The following is a 17792-nucleotide window of genomic DNA, read 5'->3' as shown; positions in this document are numbered from 1 at the left end:
TTTTGTATAAACATGGATACATAAAGATGGATACATCGACGTCATAGGGGGATGCAGCATGAAAAAGACGGTTGTATTGACAAGCACGTTGATCGGCTCGCTGTTGGCCGGCCACGCGGCATCGGCGGCGAGCTATACGGTGCAAAAAGGCGATACGCTTTGGAAGATTGCCCGGCAATCCGGCACGACGGTCGCCGCGTTAAAGCAAGAAAACGGTTTGTCTTCGGATTTGATTTTTCCCGGACAAGTATTGCGCGTCAATGAACCAAATAAATCGAACGAAACTTCTTCGAATACATATACGGTCGAGCCTGGTGATACGCTAAGCGGAATCGCCCGCAAGTTTAGCACGACTGTGGATGCGTTGCTCAAGCTTAATCCAAGCATTACGAACCCAGACTTCATTCGCGCCGGGCAGAAGCTGCAAGTAGCAGGGGAACAGGAACGTTCCAATACATACAATGTGCAGCCGGCAGCCGTGCCGACAAGCGGCCGGTATATCGTGCAGGCGGGGGATACGCTGCTTGAGATTGCGAACAAGTTTCAAACGACGGTCGACCGTCTATTGGCACTGAATCCGCAAATTACAAACCCGAACACCATCCGCATTGGCCAAGCCATTAAAGTGGCGGGCGGAACGACTGATGTCCGGGAGGCCAAGCAGCAAGTATCGGCCGCCAACTCGGCTGCCACTGAGTCGTCCGCATCGCTTGCCGACCGAATCATCGATATTGCGGAAAAATATTTAGGGGCGCGTTATTTGTACGGAGCAAGCCCGTCGCGCACCGATGTGTTTGACTGCTCATCGTTTACGATGCGCGTCTTCAGCGAAGCCGGCATTTCGCTGCCGCGCACATCCACCGCTCAAGCGCAAGCCGGAAGAACGGTGTCGTTTAACCAATTGCAAAAAGGCGATCTCGTCTTTTTTGACACCGATTCAAATGGGACGATCAACCATGTCGGCATTTACGCTGGCAACGGGCAAATGATCAACGCGACCGTTTCGTTGGGTGTTGCGTATTCGTCGCTGACGTCATCCTATTGGAAAACGCGGTATGTAAAAGCGGTTCGGGTCATCAACTAAATGAAAGACGATTAACGCAGCTGTTCGTGCGAAGCCTTAGGCGCTTCGGTGAACAGCTTTTTTGTTGTTCGTGCGAGTGAAAGCCGAATCCAACAAAGATGCAGGATGATGCCGCGGAAAAACGGGTTAGCGGTTTTGAGGCTTTCTGCTTTTAAGGCAACAAAAAACAGCAACAAGTACAAATAGTCCGGCTTTCTGGCGCGTATCATTTGGTGCCATGATGATTCATCATGTAAAATAAGATATTCATAGATGATCAAAAAGGAGGGCATTGGTATGAACAGCCGTCTGTCCGTGATGGTGAGCATTGTGCTGGCCATGCTCGTCGCCTCGATGGATACGACGATCATGAACACGACGATGCCGATCATCGCCAAAGAACTTGGGGGATTCTCCCTTTATGCATGGGCGTTTGCGTCATACATGATTACGACAACCGTCCTGTCACCGATTGCCGGCCGTCTGTCCGACCTGTTTGGCCGCAAAAACGTATTCAGCTTTGGCATCATTTTATTTTTGATTGGCTCGCTTCTTTGCGGTTTGTCGCAAAATATGGTGCAACTCGTCCTGTTCCGCGCCGTACAAGGGGTCGGCGCCGGGTTTATGATGCCGTTTCCGGCCATTATCGCCGGCGATTTGTTTCCGGTGGAAAAGCGCGGAAAGATCCAGGCGTTTTTTACCGCCATGTGGGGGATTTCCGCCGTCTTGGCGCCGCTTTTAGGCTCGCTGTTTGTCGAATACGCGACATGGCGCTGGATTTTTTATGTCAACATTCCCATTTGCCTGCTCTCGCTTGTGACGTTGTTTCCATATAAAGAAGTATATGAACCGAAGCGGGCGGCGGTTGACTATATGGGGGCGGTGTTATTTGCCGCCGCAGTCAGCCTGCTTTTGCTCGTCACTGTTGCGAAGCGCGGACAATGGTGGTACGGGGCGGCCGGTGCGCTCTTGCTTGTTGCGTTTTACTTTTTCGAAAAACGGCAGCCGTCTCCGCTCGTGCCGCTTTCACTTGTTCATCACCGCACGCTCAAATGGATGAACATTAACGGCTTTGTCAGCTGCGTCGCGCTGTTTGGCACGTCAAGCTACATTCCGCTCTTTTTGCAAAATGTTGCTCATTTATCGGTATTTATCAGCGGCGTCGCTTTGCTCGGCTCGTCCGTTGGTTGGATGATCGCCGCCGTGCCGGCCGGGAAATGGATTTTGCGCTATGGCTACCGTCCGCTTCTCATCATCGGCAATGTGCTGCTGGTTGCGTCCGGCTTGCTTCTGGCGCTACTGAACGAAAGTCACGGGTTTTGGTATGTGTTTTTCGTCATGTTTGTCCAAGGGCTGTCGTTTGGGTTGACCTCGACCGTCGGCGTCATCGGCTCGCAGCAGCTTGCGGACGTCCATGAAAAAGGAATCGCGACGTCCTTTTTTATGTTTTGCCGCAATATCGGCACGGCGATCGGCGTGACCGTCATGGGAGCGTTTTTGACGAAGGCGCCGACGTTTATGACCGGCATCCATCATTTGTTTTTATTCGGCCTCATTGGCAGCATCGCCGCGCTTGTCACCTCGCTTTTCATTCATGATGAAGCCGAAACCGGCCGAAACACGTGGCAGCCGGAAGGAACGGCGTAAGGCGGGGAAGCGGCATGGGGGCGGCCGGTTTGCTCTCCTTGCGAGTTTACGGTGAAAGAGGAGGCTCATTGAGAAAATCCAGTTGATTTTCTCAATGAAGCAGGCCTTTTCATCAAAGATGGCGAAAGAGCCAAAAAAAATACTAAACATTGGCTGTTATCATCCGATAATGTAGATGGAACAACATACTGATTCACAGACGGAGGACTTGCCAATGAACATGAAAATGACCGTGCGCAAAAAACTGCTGGCTGGCTTCGGCCTCGTCTACGTGTTGATCGCGCTGCTAGTCGGGTTTTCTTATTACGAAATTTCGACTCTTGACCGTACATACACCGATGTGATCGACAAACGGGTGACGAAGCTTGTCAATGCCAAAGAGCTTGAAGTATTGATCCGCCGCGAGGTCGGCAGCATGCGCGGCTATTTGTTGACCGGCGATGAGACGTCAAGGAAAAATTTTGAAAAAGCGCATGGGGAGTACAAGAAAATAAGCGAAAAGCTTGCGGCGGAGCTGACGCGGGAAGAAACGAAACAGCTGCTTGCCGAGCTCGATTTGCTTGAACAGCAGTTTTACGAACTTGGGCAAAAAACGTTCGACCTAAAAGCGCAAAACAAACCGGAGCAGTACATCGCCCTTGTGACCACAACAGGGCGCGACTTAACAACCCAATTTGATGAAAAGGTGAATCAATTGGTCGCTCTCCAGCAGCGGGAAATGAAGGAAGCTAATGATGATGCGAGCGCATCGGCGGCTGCGGTCCAGCGGCTGATCATCATCGTCGGCTTGTTGACGGCGGCGGCTGGAGCGACCGTCAGCTATTACATCAGCCGCTCGCTTTCCCGCCCGCTATTGGCGCTGTCGGAAGCGGCGAAGCGGATCGCCGCCGGCGATTTGACGGACGGGCGGCTCTCGGTTCGCAACCGCGATGAAATTGGCGCACTCGCCGCTTCGTTTGAGCAAATGGCGAAAAACTTGCGCGAAGTGCTCCAAGAAGTGGCGCAAAACGCCGAGCAAGTCGCCGCTTCGTCGGAGGAGCTGGCAGCGAGCGCCGAACAGACGAGCAAGGCGACCGAGCAAATCGCCATGACGATTCAGGGCGTTGCTTCCGGCATGGACAAGCAAATGCAAAGCGTGGAAGAAACGTCCGCCGCCGTCGATTCGATGTCTGAGAGAATCGAGCAAATTTCCGGACGGGCGCAAAGCGTGTCCGCCATCGCTGCTGAGGCGTCAAGACAAGCGGCTGAGGGAGGGCAAACGATCGAGGCGGGCGTTGCGCAAATGAACAAAGTCAACGATACGGTCGAGCGGCTGGCTGACCTCATTAAAGGGCTTGGCCACCGTTCCGAGCAAATCGGCTCGATCATCGAAGCAATCCGCAGCATCGCGGCGCAGACGAACTTGCTCGCCTTAAACGCCGCCATTGAGGCGGCGCGCGCCGGCGAGCACGGGCGCGGCTTTGCCGTCGTTGCTGACGAAGTGCGGAAGCTCGCCGAGCAATCGGCCCAATCGGCCCAGCAAATCGCGGAATTGATCGCTGCCATTCAAGAAGAAACGGTCCATGCCGTCCAATCGATGGAGTCGGTCGTCAACGAAGTGACGGCCGGAACGAACGTCATTCGCGCCTCGGGAGAAATGTTCGCCCGCATTCGCGCCGCCGTGGACGAAGTTGCGGCGCAAATCCGCGACGTATCCACCGCGGTCAGCGACATGGTCTCTTCTTCGGAGCAAATGGTGCGCTCCGTCCGGCTTGTCGCCGACGTGGCCGAGTCGACATCGGCCGGTGCGCAGGAGGTGTCGGCGGCGACCGAGGAACAGCTGGCCTCGATGGAGGAAATTTCAGCTTCGGCCGCGTCGCTCTCGAAAATGGCGGACGATTTGCAGGCGATTGTCAACAAGTTTTCATTATGATGAGCGCCTTTTATGGCGTTCATTTTTTTCCATATGGTTATGGCGAAAGGGAAGAAAGGCGATTTTTCGCGCTGCCATGTATAAAACGATTTGTGGATGGCGAAAACGTATGAAAGAAATGGTTCCATGCACAGCTGTTTTTATGTATAATGATGGTTGACACAAGTCCCACAACAGAAAGCAGTGACGCGCTATGGCTGAAAAAGTCGCCGTCATCGTCGGGCCGACGGCGGTCGGCAAAACGAAGCTCGGCATCGCGTTGGCGAAAAAGCTGGGCGGAGAGGTCATCAGCGGCGATTCGATGCAAATTTATAAAGGGATGGACATTGGCACGGCGAAAGTGAAGCCCGATGAGATGGAAGGAATCCCGCATCATTTGCTGGACATCAAAGAGCCGTGCGAACCGTTTTCCGTCGTCGAATTTCAGCGGCTTTGCCGTGCGCTCATCACCGAGATTTCGGCGCGCGGCCGGCTGCCGATCATCGTCGGCGGCACCGGGCTGTACATTCAGGCAGCCCTTTACGATTACCAATTTTCCGCCGCCCCTTCCGACGAAGCGTACCGCCGGGCGCTCAAACAGCTGGCGGCCGAGCAAGGAGCCGAAGCGCTTCACCGGCGGCTTGAGGCGGTTGATCCAATAAGTGCGGCCCGCATTCATCCGCACAACATCCGCCGCGTCATCCGCGCCTTAGAAGTGTATCATTGCACCGGAAAGCCGTTCAGCGAGTGGCAGCAAGGGCAGTCAAAGCGGCTTTTGTATGAGGCGGCCATCGTTGGCTTGACGGCGGAGCGGGAGGCGCTTTACCGCCGCATCAACGAGCGGGTCGATGAGATGATCGCCGCAGGGTTGATCGAAGAGGCGAGGGCGCTTTATGACCGCGGCCTGCGCGACTGCCAGGCGGTGCAAGCCATCGGCTACAAGGAGCTGTACGACTATTTTGACGGCCGCGTTTCCCTTGATGAAGCGATCGAGCAGCTGAAACAAAATTCGCGCCGCTATGCGAAACGGCAGCTCACTTGGTTTCGCAACCAAATGCCGGTGAAATGGTTTGACATGACCGACGCTGGGCAGTTCGCCGCCAAGGTGGAGGAAATTTCTCGCTATGTAGCAGGAAAGCTTCAACTTGAAGCGAATATATAATTATATCCTTAGAGAGAAAAGAGGAGGACGTTTGATGAAAAATACGATCAATATTCAAGACCAGTTTTTAAACCAGCTGCGCAAAGAGGGCATTCAAGTGACCGTCTTCTTATTGAACGGCTTCCAACTGCGCGGATACATTAAAGGGTTTGACAACTTCACCGTACTTTTGGAAGTGCAAGGAAAACAACAGCTCATTTACAAGCACGCCATTTCGACGTTTGCGCCGGAGCGGAACATCCATTTTGAAACCGAACAGTAAGACCGACGGTACATACGCCGCCGAAAAAAGGCGCCTTCCTTCGCGGAGGGCGCCTTTTGCCATTTCCCGTTTTCCTTCCGCGCCCGCTATTTGATCGACAAGCTCCTGCGTCACCCGAAGGGAAGTGAGGGACGAGGTGAATTCAGATGCGTAAACCGCCGCTTTTGTGAATAAACATATACAAACTTTTTCCGCTATAGCCGACCCGCTGTTCGTTTGGGCGATTGTCACGGATCGGCGGTGGCGTACGTATACTAGTAACGAAAAGGCAAGGCGTCAAAAGCCAAGTCGGAACGGGTGCGGATGGCAGAAAACGGGAAGCGAGGTGACGCCCCTTGTCAGAATTGACGATGAACAAGGCGAAAGGGCAAATCAACATCGTGTTGAACTCCAAAACGGTAAACCATTTAGTGAAAGAAGAGAGAAACGACTGGCTCGATGGCGAAGAGCATCAGGCGCTCCGCAATATTCAAAAGGAGCTTGATCAGCTGATCGGCCTTGATCATGTCAAAAAAATCATCAAGGAAATTTACGCCTGGCTGTACATCAACCGGCTGCGCAAGGAGAACGGCTTAAAGGCCAACCGCCAGGCGCTCCATATGATTTTCAAAGGCAATCCCGGCACCGGCAAAACGACGGTGGCGCGCTTGCTCGGCAAGCTGTTTTTTGAGATGAACGTGCTGTCCAAAGGGCATTTCATCGAGGCGGAGCGGGCCGATTTGGTCGGAGAGTACATCGGGCATACGGCGAGCAAAACGCGCGATTTGATCAAAAAAGCGCGCGGCGGAATTTTGTTCATCGATGAAGCGTATTCGCTCGCCCGCGGGGGCGAAAAAGATTTCGGCAAAGAAGCGATTGACACGCTTGTCAAAGGGATGGAAGACTATTGCGACGACTTGGTTGTGATTTTGGCCGGCTATCCGAAAGAAATGGACTACTTTTTGTCGCTAAATCCCGGCTTGCCGTCGCGCTTTCCTCTCACGATCGAGTTTCCCGATTATACGGTCGAGGAGCTTGTGCAAATCGCCAAGCAAATGCTGCGCGAACGCGAGTATGAAATGACGCCGGAAGCGGAGCGGAAACTGTACATTCATCTCGAAGGGACGCTGGAAGCGACCGGCCGCCTCAAGTTCAGCAACGGCCGCTATGTGCGCAACTTAATCGAAAAAGCGATCCGCAAGCAGGCGGTCCGCCTTCTTCATGAAGGGCGCTACGACAAAAAAGAGCTGATGACGATCCGTGACCGCGATTTAGTGATTCATGCTTGAACGCTCTCCCACCTACGCTCACGCGTGGAAGTGGGGGTCTTCTCGGCGCGAGATGATAAAAAAGCCAAGGAGGCTCCTCTTTCTTTTTCTTGTCGAAAGAAAGAGGTCTTCCTTTCTTTTTTGTGCCGCAAAAAAGAGGAATGCGATCAAAAAGAGCGAATACATAAACAGCGGGGGCATCATACACCTATTTATCTGAATGATCTGTCTAGTGGATCTGCACGCCCTGCGTCCATTCGGAGAAAAGGGGGAAAGGCGCTTGTACATGACGATTGGGGAGATGTTTTCCCAGACAGTGCGAAAGTTTCCAAACCGGGAGGCGGTCGTCGACGCGGCGACCGGACGCCGCTATACGTACGCCGAATGGGAGAGGGAAGTGAACCGGTGGGCGAACGCGTTTTTGGAAGCGGGCGTCCGCAAAGGAGATCGCGTTTCGACGGTGCTGTACAATACGCTTGAGCTCGCGACCGCCTTGTTTGCCTGCGCCAAAATCGGCGCGGTGTTCAATCCGATCAACTTTCGGCTGAGGGCGGAAGAAATCGCCTATATTTTGACGGACGCCGAGCCGAAAATCGTGCTGTTTGAACGGGCGGTGGAACCGGAACTTGCCGCGATTCACAGCCGTTTCCCGCACGTGTCATTTTGGTCGATCGACCGCGATCCGCCGCCGTTTGCCAAAAACGCTCACGAGCAGGCCGCGCGGGCCCTAGGGGAAGCGCCGCGTGTTCATGTGGATGAGAGCGATCTTTATGCCATTATGTATACAAGCGGCACAACTGGGCGTCCAAAAGGAGTGATGCACCGTCACCGCGACATGATCGAGCAAAGCGTCATTTGCCATGGCGTCATGCGCATCCGCGAGACGGATCGCGGGCTGGCGGCAGCGCCGCTGTTCCATTGCGCCGAGCTGCATTGCTGCTTGCTGCCGCGCGTGCATGCCGGAGCGGCGAGCGTCATTTTGCACCATTTTGACGCCAAGCTCGTGCTTGAAACGATCGAACGGGAGCGGATTACGATCATGTTTGGAGCCCCGACGATGTGGAACATGATCTTGCAGGAGAATGTAAGCGGTTACGATTTATCTTCGCTTCGCCTCGGCCTATACGGCGCCGCTCCGATGGCTCCAGCGCTTGTCAGGCAATGCCAAGAGCAGCTCGGCATCGAGCTGATTCAAGCGTACGGCATGACGGAAATGGGGCCGGCGGTGACGTTTTTGTTGGAAGACGAGCAGCTGAAAAAAGCCGGTTCCGCTGGACGCGCCTGCCTGAACCATGAGATCCGCGTCGTCCGTGCGCGTGAAGACGGGCCGTCCGACCCAGACGATGTGCTGCCGCCATATGAAGTCGGTGAAATTGTGATGCGCGGGCCGTGCATGATGGCTGGCTACTACAAGCGCGAGGAAGCGACGGAAAAAGCGTTGTACAAAGGTTGGTATCATTCCGGCGACCTCGGCTACCTTGATGAAGACGGCTACTTGTATGTCGCCGACCGGGTCGATGACATGGTGATCAGCGGCGGGGAAAACGTCTATCCGCGCGAAGTCGAGGACGTGTTGTACGAGCATCCGAAAGTGCTCGATGTCGCTGTGCTCGGTGAGCCGGATGAGTTGTGGGGCGAAAAAGTCGTCGCCTTCGTGGTCAAAAAAGATGACCTCCTGACCGCCGATGAGCTCGAGCAGTTTTGCAAAACGAGCGACCGCCTCGCTCCGTACAAACGTCCGCGCGCCTACTATTTCATCGATGCCCTGCCGCGCAACGCGAGCGGGAAAATCCAAAAGTTTTTGCTGCGCGAACAGCTGAAAAAACAGGCGACGGGCGGAACAGAGAAAAAGTGACCGAACAGAAGAGAGGGATGAACGGGTGACGGCTCGCTATTTGCGTGAGGAGCACCATATGTTCCGCGCGGCGTTTCGCAAGTTTTTGGAAAAAGAAGCGTACCCGCATTATAACGATTGGGAGAAGCGCGGCATCATTCCGCGTTCGTTTTGGGCGAAGATGGGCGAGAACGGCTTTCTTTGCCCGTGGGTCGATGAGAAGTATGGGGGTCTAAACGCCGATTTTGCCTACTCAGTCGTCATCAATGAAGAACTGGAAAAAGTCGGATCGAGCCTCGTCGGCATCGGCCTGCACAACGACATCGTCACGCCGTATATCGCATCGTACGGAACCGAGGAGCAAAAACAAAAATGGCTGCCAAAATGCGTCACCGGCGAGCTCATCACGGCGATCGCCATGACCGAGCCGGGGGCGGGTTCGGATTTGGCCAACATTTCGACAACGGCAGTAAAAGACGGTGACTACTACATCGTCAACGGACAAAAAACGTTTATCACGAACGGCATTCATGCCGACTTGATCGTCGTCGCCTGCAAAACCGACCCGCAGGCAAAGCCGCCGCACCGCGGCATCAGCCTGCTCGTCGTGGAGCGGGATACGCCGGGGTTTACGCGCGGTCGGAAGCTCGAGAAAGTCGGGCTGCACGCCCAAGATACCGCCGAACTGTTTTTCCAAGATGCGAAAGTGCCGGCATATAATTTGCTCGGCGAGGAAGGAAAAGGTTTTTACTATTTGATGGAAAAGCTCCAGCAGGAGCGGCTCGTTGTCGCCATTGCCGCACAAACGGCGGCGGAAGTGATGTTTTCCTTGACGAAGCAATATGTCAAACAGCGCACGGCGTTCGGCAAACGGGTGAGCGAGTTTCAGACCGTCCAGTTCCGCCTTGCCGAGATGGCGACGGAAATCGCCCTTGGCCGCACGTTTGTCGACCGCGTCATTGAAGAGCATATGGCGGGAAAACAGATCGTCACGGAAGTGTCGATGGCGAAATGGTGGATTACCGAGATGGCAAAACGTGTCGCGGCCGAGGCGATGCAGCTGCACGGCGGTTATGGTTATATGGAAGAATATGAGATCGCCCGGCGCTATCGCGACATTCCCGTAAGCGCCATTTACGCTGGGACGAACGAGATGATGAAAACAATCATCGCCCGGCAGCTAGATTTGTAGAGAGAGGGAAAGATATGCTTCGTGGCATTGTAGTCGTTGATTTTTCCCATTACTTGCCGGGCCCATTTGCCAGCTGGCGGCTCGCCCAGCTCGGAGCAGAAGTCATCAAAATTGAGCCCCCATCCGGCGATCGGCTGCGCCCGTTCGCCGAGGGCCGGTTGTTTGCCGCCTATAACGCCGGCAAAAAAAGCATCGGGTTGGATTTAAAAACGGACGCGGGTCGCGAGCAAGCCCGGCGGCTCGCCGCCCGCGCCGATGTAGTGATCGAAAGCTTCCGCCCCGGGGTGATGGCGCGGCTTGGGCTCGGTTATGACGATATGTGCCGCATGAACGAACAAATCATCTATTGCTCGATCAGCGGCTTCGGTCAACAGAGCAGCCGCTCATTGCTTGGCAGCCATGATTTAAACTATATGGCGCTCTCCGGCTTGCTTGCGCAGCTGGCCGATGAACGCGGCCGCCCGGTTCATCCGAAGATCACGCTTGCCGATTTTATCGGCGGCATGGCGGCGGCCGAGCGCATTTTGGCTGCCCTCTTTGCACGCGAGCGAACCGGCAAAGGCGCCCATCTTGATGTTTCGCTTGTCGATGGCTTGGCAGCGATGATGGCTGGCCATTTTGCCATTGAACACGGCGGTGGGCCGAAGACCGGTCTTTCCGAGTTGTCTGGGGAGGTGGTGTGCTACCAGCTGTATGAGACAAAAGACGGCCGTTATATGAGTTTAGCGGCGCTCGAGCCGCACTTTTGGCAGCGGTTTTGCGAGGCGGTCGGCCATCCGGAATGGACGGAGGCGCAATGGGCGCCGGCGCGATCGGGGGAAGCCGTATATGACGAGCTCGCCGCCTTGTTCCGTGAAAAGACATTGGATGAGTGGAGCGCGTTCGCCGAAGCGGTCGACGTCTGCCTTGCCCCGGTGCTGGAGACGGGTGAGGCGAAGGCGCTGTTTGCTGACAGCCGGCTCCGCCATCTCGTTCGGCTGCAGCCGGGCGGCGCATGGACGGCCGCACATGGGCCGGACGGCCAATGGGGCGGCGGGGAGCCGCCTAAAGTCAATGAACATGCGCATTTGGTAAAGGGGGAGGAATGACCGATGATGAAAACACCGTTAAACATTTCCATGATGCTTGAGCGGGCGGAGTTGTTTTTCCCAAAAAAGCAAGTCGTTTCGCGCATGAAAGAAGGCGTCGTCCGCCATACATACAAGGAGATCGGCGAGCGGACGCGCAGGCTGTCAAGCGTGTTGAAGCGGCTCGGGGTGGAAGTCGGCGACCGCGTTGGCACGTTCGCTTGGAACCATCACCGCCATTTGGAAGCGTATTTTGCCATTCCCGGCATCGGGGCGGTGCTCCATACGATCAACATCCGCCTCTCGCCGCAGCATATCTCTTACATCATCAACCACGCCGATGACCGTGTGCTGCTGATCGATGATGATTTGCTGCCGGCGATTGAAGCGGTGAAAGACGAGATCCCGAACGTGCGCGCTTTCATTATCATGACTGATAAGGATGAGCTGCCGGACACGACGCTGTCGCCGGTGTACCATTACGAGAAGCTGCTCGCGGACGGCGATCCAACATTCCCGTTTTTAAAAGATCTCGATGAATACCAACCGGCCGGTATGTGCTATACGTCGGCGACAACGGGCCGTCCGAAAGGGGTCGTCTATACGCACCGGAGCACCGTTCTGCATGCGATGGCGCTCGGGCTGGCTGACACGCAAGGGCTGTGCGAGCGCGATGTCGTCATGCCGGTCGTGCCGATGTTCCATGTCAACGCCTGGGGGCTGCCGTTTGCCGCCACTTGGTTCGGTTCGACGATCGTCATGCCGGGACCGGCGTTTACGCCGAAAGTGCTTGCCGAGCTGATTGACTCCGAACGGGTGACGATCACCGCTGGCGTGCCGACGATTTGGCTCGGGCTGTTGCAAGAGTTGGAGAAAGGAAACTATGACGTCAGCAGCCTGACGCGCGTCATTTGCGGCGGTTCAGCCGCGCCGAAAGGGATCATCCGCGCGTTTGAAGAAAAATACGGCATTCCGTTCATTCACGCGTACGGCATGACGGAAACGAGCCCGCTTGTGCTCGTCTCGCGCCCGAAAAGTTATCAAGACGGGCTGTCGTACGAGGAGAAACTGGACATTCGCGCCAAGCAAGGGCTGCTTGCTCCAGGGCTTGAGATGAAAGTGATCGGCCAAAACGGGCCGGTTCGTTGGGACGGGCAGGAAATGGGCGAGCTTTGCTTGCGCGGTCCGTGGATTGCTGCCGAATACTACAACGACGACCGGACGAAAGACGCGTTCCGCGACGGTTGGCTGCATACCGGCGATGTCGTCACCGTGGACGAAGAAGGGTTTGTGAAAATTGTCGACCGGACGAAGGATGTCATTAAAAGCGGCGGCGAATGGATTTCATCGGTTGATTTGGAGAATGCGCTCATGGCCCATGAGGCGGTGTTCGAAGCGGCGGTCGTCGCTGTGCCGCATCCGAAATGGCAAGAGCGCCCGATTGCCTGCGTCGTGCTGAAAGAAGGAAAACGCGTCACGAAAGAAGAGCTGTACGACTTTTTGCGCCCGCAATTTACAAAATGGTGGCTGCCGGATGACATTGTGTTTCTCGATGAAATTCCGAAAACGAGCGTCGGCAAGTTTTTGAAGCGGAAACTGCGCGATGAGATGGCAGCGCGCTATGCCGATGCGGCGAAGGAGTAAAGGAGGCGGACACCGTGGCAGAAACGATTGCGGTCATCGGCGCCGGGGTGATGGGAAGCGGCATCGCGCAAACGGCGGCGATGGCGGGAAAAACGGTGTATTTATATGACGTGTCCGAAGCGGCCTTGCAAAATGGGCTCGCTTCGGCGGAAAAAAGCTTGCGCCGCTTTGTCAAAACCGGCGGGCTGTCCGAGCCGGAAGCGCGAGCGGCGCTCGGGCGCATCCGCTCGACCGTCGATTTGGCCGAAGCGGTGCGCGGGGCGGATGTCGTCATCGAAGCCGTGCCGGAAAACTTGGCGCTGAAAAAAGACGTGTTTCAGCAGCTTGATCAATTGGCGAAGCCGGACGCCATTTTAGCGACCAACACATCCGAGCTGAGCGTCACGGCGCTTGCCGCCGCGACCAACCGGCCGGAGAACGTCATCGGCATGCATTGGTTCAATCCGGCGCCAGTGATGAAGTTGATCGAAATTGTGAAAGGTGAGACGACTTCCGACGACACAGTCGACGCCATCCGTCGGCTGTCTGTGGAGCTTGGCAAAGAAACGGTCGTCGTGAAAGACCGGCAAGGGTTTGTGACGACACGGGCGCTTGCCGCCCATATGATTGAATGCATCCGCATGTACGAAGAAGGAGTTGCTTCCGCTGAGGATATCGACAAAGCGGTGCGGCTTGGCCTCAATTATCCGATGGGGCCGCTGGAGCTGGCCGACATGGTCGGGCTTGATACGCTCTTGTTTGTGAGTGAAAACATGACGGAAGCATACGGCGACCGGTTCCGGGCGCCGCAGCTTTTGCGCAAGCTCGTTGAAGCCGGGCATTTAGGGCGGAAGACGGGGAAAGGGTTTTACACGTATTGAGCAGCGCTCGCCGTCCATCTGATGCCGCGCGCCAACAAGCGCTTAAAGAGCGCCCGCTTTCGCCCGTGTGGAAGCGCCCGAATAGGCAAGGCAACGAAGAAATCACGAAAGTAGAGCAAAAGGAGGAAGTTGCATGGTGCGTGAAGCGGTCATTGTCGAAGCGGTCAGGACGCCGGTCGGCAAGCGGAACGGCGTCTTCCGGGACGTTCATCCGGTCCATTTGGCCGCGGTGGTGCTCGATGAAGTCGTGCGCCGGGCCGGCATGGACAAAGGGGCGGTGGAAGACATCGTCATGGGCTGCGTGACGCCGGTCGCCGAACAAGGGTACAACATCGGCCGGCTGGCGGCGCTTGAGGCCGGATTCCCGATCGAAGTGCCGGCAGTGCAAATCAACCGAATGTGCGGCTCGGGGCAGCAGGCGATTCATTTCGCCGCCCAGGAAATCCGCTCCGGCGATATGGATGTCACGATCGCCGCCGGGGTCGAAAGCATGACGAAAGTGCCGATTTTAAGCGATGGCAACGAGCAGACGATTCCGCCGTCGCTTCATGAAAAATACGAATTCATCCACCAAGGTGTCTCGGCTGAGCGGATCGCCAAAAAATACGGCCTAACGCGCGAGGAGCTTGACGCCTACGCGTACGAAAGCCATCAACGCGCCTTGGCGGCCTTGCGCGAAGGGAAGTTTCGCGCGGAAATCGTCCCGGTGAAAGGGCTTGACCGCGATGGCCGCGAAATCCTTGTCACCGATGATGAAGGGCCGCGGGCCGACACATCGCCGGAAGCGCTCGCCGCGCTCAAGCCGGTGTTTCAAGAAGACGGTCTCATCACCGCTGGCAATGCGAGCCAAATGAGCGACGGGGCGGCCGCTGTGCTTTTGATGGAACGGGAGGCGGCGAGGCGGTTCGGACTGAAGCCGAAAGCGCGCATTGTCGCGCAAACGGTCGTCGGCTCCGACCCGACGTATATGCTCGATGGCGTCATTCCGGCGACGAGGCAAGTGCTGAAAAAAGCCGGCCTCTCGATCGATGACATCGACCTCATTGAAATCAACGAAGCGTTCGCCCCGGTCGTGCTCGCCTGGCAAAAAGAAATCGGCGCTCCGCTTGAGAAGGTGAATGTCAACGGCGGCGCCATTGCGCTTGGCCATCCGCTCGGCGCCACCGGTGCGAAGCTCATGACGTCGCTTGTTCATGAACTTGAACGGCGCGGCGGCCGCTATGGGCTATTGACGATTTGCATCGGCCACGGGATGGCGACGGCCACGATCATCGAGCGGGAGTAAGAGCAACGCGTGGAAAAAACATTTGTTTGACACACACTCGACAGCGGTGGCAGCCGCTGTTTTTTCTGTCATGACGAGAAAATAAAAATATGGGACGGAACTGGAGCGATGTGATAAGATGAAAGAAAAGCAAGTGAAAGGGGAAGCGCAGTGCAGAAGGAGAAGCCGTTTTACACGTATCGCGACATTGAACATTGGGAAGGAAATTGGGAACTGATCGATGGTGTTCCCTATTTATTGGCGTCTCCGTCGTTTGAGCACCAGTATGTGGTCGGACAACTGCACCTTGCATTGGCTTCGTATTTTCAGGCGCGTGGCTGTCATGTCATTCTTGCCCCGTTTGATGTTCAGCTTGATCCTGAGGAGCCGGAACGGATGGCGAAAACGGTTGTTCAGCCGGATTTATCAGTTGTTTGTCGGGTTGAGCAAATCGGGAATCGGCGAATGAAAGGGGCTCCCGATCTCGTTGTGGAAGTGCTGTCACCAAGCACCGCCTTGCGTGATCGAAACCAGAAATACTATTTATACGAAAAATATGGTGTGCATGAATATTGGATTGTAGACCCCAGCAATCGAACGATCGAAGTGCTCAGCTGGCAAGATGGACGATTTCAACAGCGAGCGGTTTTCGGGCCAAGCGATGAGTTGGTTTCTTTTTGGCAACCGGATTTGACGGTTTCGCTCGCCCCCGTGTTTCCTCGGGAAGAAAGCGATGTGTAGCTGATGGAGAACAACCTTGTTTGGCTGCCATCTCTGGAAATAACGGCTTCGCTTTTGGTGTCAGCAGCAGAAAGAAGAAAGCAAAGGGGATCGATGTCATGAAGCAAGCCTTTCTCGCTTCCTTCTATTTATCCCTTGCCGCTGGCATTTGGGGCGGGATGTATGTGGTGAGCAAATACGTGTTGGACTACATTCCGCCGTTTACGCTCGTCTGGCTGCGCTACGCCGTCGCCTTGATCGTGCTGGGCGCCGTCGCCGTGGCGAAACGCGAGCGCCCCCCAAAGAACGGGCGTGACTGGGGAATGATTATCACGGTCGGGATCATCGGCTACGTCGTTTCCATTTCCTTGCAGTTTGTCGGCACGAAATGGTCGAACGCCCATACCGCTTCGCTCATCACCGCCTCGACGCCGGCGTTTGTCGTTTTGTTTGCCCGCTGGCTGATTGGTGAGGCGCTCACATGGCGGAAGCTTGGCGCGCTCCTATTGGCGACATTCGGCGTCATCGTCATCGTCGGCTTAGGAGGCGGAGAAGAATCAACGTTTCTTGGCAACGTTTGCTTAGTCGGCGCGGCGGTCACTTGGGCGCTGTTGTCGGTGCTCGTGAAAATCGCTTCGGCCCGCTTGTCCGTGTTTTCGATCACCACGTATGCCATTTTTGTGGCACTCATTGGCATGACGCCGATGATGCTCGCCGAAGGGCCGGGGCTTGCTGCGAGCCATTGGAGTGTTCCCGTCGCCCTTGGGGTGTTGTATCTTGGCGTTGTATCGACAGCGGGAGCATTTTTTCTTTGGAACAAAGGGATGGAAATGATCGATGCCGGCGTCGGCTCGCTCTTTTTCTTTTTCCAGCCGCTCGTCGGCTCGCTCTTTGGCCGGCTGTTTTTACAAGAGCAACTCGATGTCTCGTTTTGGCTCGGCGGGGCGCTCATTGCTGCCGGCGTGGCCGTGGCGGTGCGAAGCGAGCAAAGCGCGTAAGGAAGGCGTCAGCAAACCAAAAGCGAGGAGTCCGCGTTGGGCGCCTTCGCTTCCGTGCTTACGGTTTTGCTTCTTTTCGCTTCCTTCGTACCAAGAGGCAGGGGCAGAGAGGAGCCATACAACGGCTGTCAAACGGAATGGGACGATTTATACAAAAGTCTATCTTTTCGTATAAATCAATGAGTAGTTGTTGCTTTTGCCGTTTGATCATTGCTCGCCCGCTTTTTCTCCGACCGCCCGCCGCGGCAGCTTCCAGCCGTACGTGTATGACAAAACGCGCAAAGCGGCGACGACAATCAACAACACATACAGCTCCATGGGCGATTCGGCCCATTTCAGCCCAACGGCGAGGCCGGCGAGAATGGCCCAGGCGGCATAAATTTCTGCGCGCAACACGAGCGGCTTTCTTCCCGCCAACACGTCACGGATAATGCCGCCGCCGCTTCCGGTCAACACCGCGGCGACGATGACCGCGCTTAATGGATGCCCCATGTTTGCCGCGTACAGCGCTCCTTGAATGGCGAACGCGGACAACCCAAGGGCGTCAAAAAAGTTGCCCCACCGCTTCCACGGCGGCAGCATTTGCTTTGGGAACAAATACACAACTGTCATGGCCGCCAAAGCGACAAGAAAGAGCGGCTGCTGTTCCCATAACGCCGACACGGGAACCCCGATCAGCAAATTGCGCACCGCCCCGCCGCCAAAAGCGGTGACAATCCCTAAAATGTACACCCCAAGCAAATCGTACTCCTCTTCCATCGCGACGATCGCCCCGCTAATGGCAAAGGCGATCGTGCCGATGATGCTCAATACTTCCCACGTCATTCGTGCTGTTCCTTTCCGTACGGTGTTCTTGTATCATTGTAGGGGCAAAAGCGGCGGAAAATCAATCGTTTTTTTGGAACGAACTAGCAGACCGACGGTGGGATTTGGTATCATGA

15 protein-coding genes are annotated in these 17792 nt (G+C 55.7%); 14 read left to right on the top strand and 1 reads right to left on the bottom strand.

Annotation, left to right across the window (positions count from 1 at the left end; genetic code table 11):
- Positions 1–58 precede the first annotated feature (58 nt).
- The 14 genes from ACVX3G_RS13870 to ACVX3G_RS13805 all read left to right on the top strand — a co-directional run bounded on the left by ACVX3G_RS13870 (position 59) and on the right by ACVX3G_RS13805 (position 16851).
- Complete coding sequence (locus ACVX3G_RS13870; RefSeq protein ID WP_011230807.1) at positions 59–1084, top strand: C40 family peptidase; 1026 nt, start codon at positions 59–61, stop codon at positions 1082–1084.
- Positions 1085–1360: 276 nt separating this feature from the next.
- Complete coding sequence (locus ACVX3G_RS13865; protein WP_011230809.1) at positions 1361–2710, top strand: MDR family MFS transporter; 1350 nt, start codon at positions 1361–1363, stop codon at positions 2708–2710.
- 214 nt (positions 2711–2924) lie between these two features.
- Complete coding sequence (locus ACVX3G_RS13860; protein WP_025039094.1) at positions 2925–4622, top strand: methyl-accepting chemotaxis protein; 1698 nt, start codon at positions 2925–2927, stop codon at positions 4620–4622.
- A 193-nt stretch (positions 4623–4815) separates the two neighbouring features.
- Entirely contained in the window at positions 4816–5763 is a 948-nt protein-coding gene (gene miaA / locus ACVX3G_RS13855; protein ID WP_011230811.1) for a tRNA (adenosine(37)-N6)-dimethylallyltransferase MiaA, read from the top strand.
- A 34-nt stretch (positions 5764–5797) separates the two neighbouring features.
- Positions 5798–6025, top strand: a complete 228-nt coding sequence (gene hfq / locus ACVX3G_RS13850) for an RNA chaperone Hfq (protein WP_011230812.1) — start codon at positions 5798–5800, stop codon at positions 6023–6025.
- 335 nt (positions 6026–6360) lie between these two features.
- Positions 6361–7293 carry a stage V sporulation protein K gene (gene spoVK, locus ACVX3G_RS13845; protein WP_011230813.1) on the top strand — a complete coding sequence of 311 codons (933 nt, stop codon included), beginning with the start codon at positions 6361–6363 and terminating at the stop codon, positions 7291–7293.
- A gap of 259 nt (positions 7294–7552) precedes the next feature.
- On the top strand, positions 7553–9127 hold the full coding sequence (locus ACVX3G_RS13840) for a fatty acid--CoA ligase (RefSeq protein ID WP_021322296.1): 1575 nt from the start codon (positions 7553–7555) through the stop codon (positions 9125–9127).
- Positions 9128–9152: 25 nt separating this feature from the next.
- On the top strand, positions 9153–10298 hold the full coding sequence (locus tag ACVX3G_RS13835; RefSeq protein ID WP_011230815.1) for an acyl-CoA dehydrogenase family protein: 1146 nt from the start codon (positions 9153–9155) through the stop codon (positions 10296–10298).
- Between the two features lie 14 nt (positions 10299–10312).
- On the top strand, positions 10313–11386 hold the full coding sequence (locus ACVX3G_RS13830; RefSeq protein WP_011230816.1) for a CaiB/BaiF CoA transferase family protein: 1074 nt from the start codon (positions 10313–10315) through the stop codon (positions 11384–11386).
- A 3-nt stretch (positions 11387–11389) separates the two neighbouring features.
- A complete protein-coding gene (locus tag ACVX3G_RS13825; RefSeq protein ID WP_014195500.1) occupies positions 11390–13009 on the top strand; it encodes a long-chain fatty acid--CoA ligase in 1620 nt (539 codons plus the stop codon).
- Between the two features lie 14 nt (positions 13010–13023).
- Entirely contained in the window at positions 13024–13869 is an 846-nt protein-coding gene (locus ACVX3G_RS13820; RefSeq protein ID WP_014195501.1) for a 3-hydroxyacyl-CoA dehydrogenase family protein, read from the top strand.
- A 133-nt stretch (positions 13870–14002) separates the two neighbouring features.
- Complete coding sequence (locus ACVX3G_RS13815) at positions 14003–15154, top strand: thiolase family protein (protein ID WP_014195503.1); 1152 nt, start codon at positions 14003–14005, stop codon at positions 15152–15154.
- Between the two features lie 150 nt (positions 15155–15304).
- Positions 15305–15874: a Uma2 family endonuclease gene (locus tag ACVX3G_RS13810; RefSeq protein ID WP_014195504.1), complete on the top strand. Its 570-nt coding sequence runs from the start codon at positions 15305–15307 to the stop codon at positions 15872–15874.
- Positions 15875–15972: 98 nt separating this feature from the next.
- Complete coding sequence (locus ACVX3G_RS13805; protein WP_011230821.1) at positions 15973–16851, top strand: DMT family transporter; 879 nt, start codon at positions 15973–15975, stop codon at positions 16849–16851.
- 207 nt (positions 16852–17058) lie between these two features.
- On the opposite strand, the gene ACVX3G_RS13800 is transcribed toward ACVX3G_RS13805, so the two are convergent.
- Complete coding sequence (locus tag ACVX3G_RS13800) at positions 17059–17676, bottom strand: trimeric intracellular cation channel family protein (protein WP_014195507.1); 618 nt, start codon at positions 17674–17676, stop codon at positions 17059–17061.
- Positions 17677–17792: the final 116 nt, after the last annotated feature.

Source organism: Geobacillus sp. PLS 41 (genome assembly GCF_056494105.1).
The sequence above is the reverse complement of the archived record's forward strand: the minus strand, read 5'-3'. Positions and strand labels throughout refer to the sequence as shown.